General features: G+C 24.2%; 1 protein-coding gene. It reads right to left on the bottom strand.

The features are described 5' to 3' along the window. Positions 1 to 304: nucleotidyltransferase family protein (locus V7014_RS22520; RefSeq protein WP_335510545.1), on the bottom strand; the 304-nt coding region annotated here is incomplete at its 3' end. Positions 305 to 517 lie beyond the last annotated feature (213 nt).

The raw sequence follows: 517 nt of genomic DNA, 5'->3' as shown, positions 1-517 counted from the left end.
ACAATTCACTTATTTTTTCCATTTCTCCACTTAATAGCAACATATTAAATATATTTTTTTTATATTGATGGTTGAGGTTTTGAATAACACTAGTAGGAATCACGTTTTGAAATCCATTACTTAATTTTGGATAGATAAATGGATAAACACGGTGATGTTTCGCTAACCGTAAAAAGATTCCCCAATCTATATCTGTACTTAAATAGTACTTTAGTAATTCTCTTTCATCATAGTTTTCTTTTATGATTTCAAGAAGTAACTTTAATTCATTTGATATGTCGGTATTATAATTGTTGTTGTTCATTTTTCCTCCTATAAAAATATATTTAATATTTCTAAAATCACAGAATAAAGTTAGATAATTACTAAAATTAAAAATTTTTAAAAATTTTTTTCATCTTGATTTTATCAGTAGTAATACCAATCATGTAATAATTATTTAAATAAGACGTCTTGCGTTTTACTGTCGATATTGATGGATAAGATTTTCATTTACATAAAGACTGACAAACTCATA

This window comes from Bacillus sp. JJ722 (assembly GCF_036963345.1).
In the GTDB taxonomy this organism is placed as follows: domain Bacteria; phylum Bacillota; class Bacilli; order Bacillales; family DSM-1321; genus Bacillus_AD.
The sequence above is the reverse complement of the archived record's forward strand: the minus strand, read 5'-3'. Positions and strand labels throughout refer to the sequence as shown.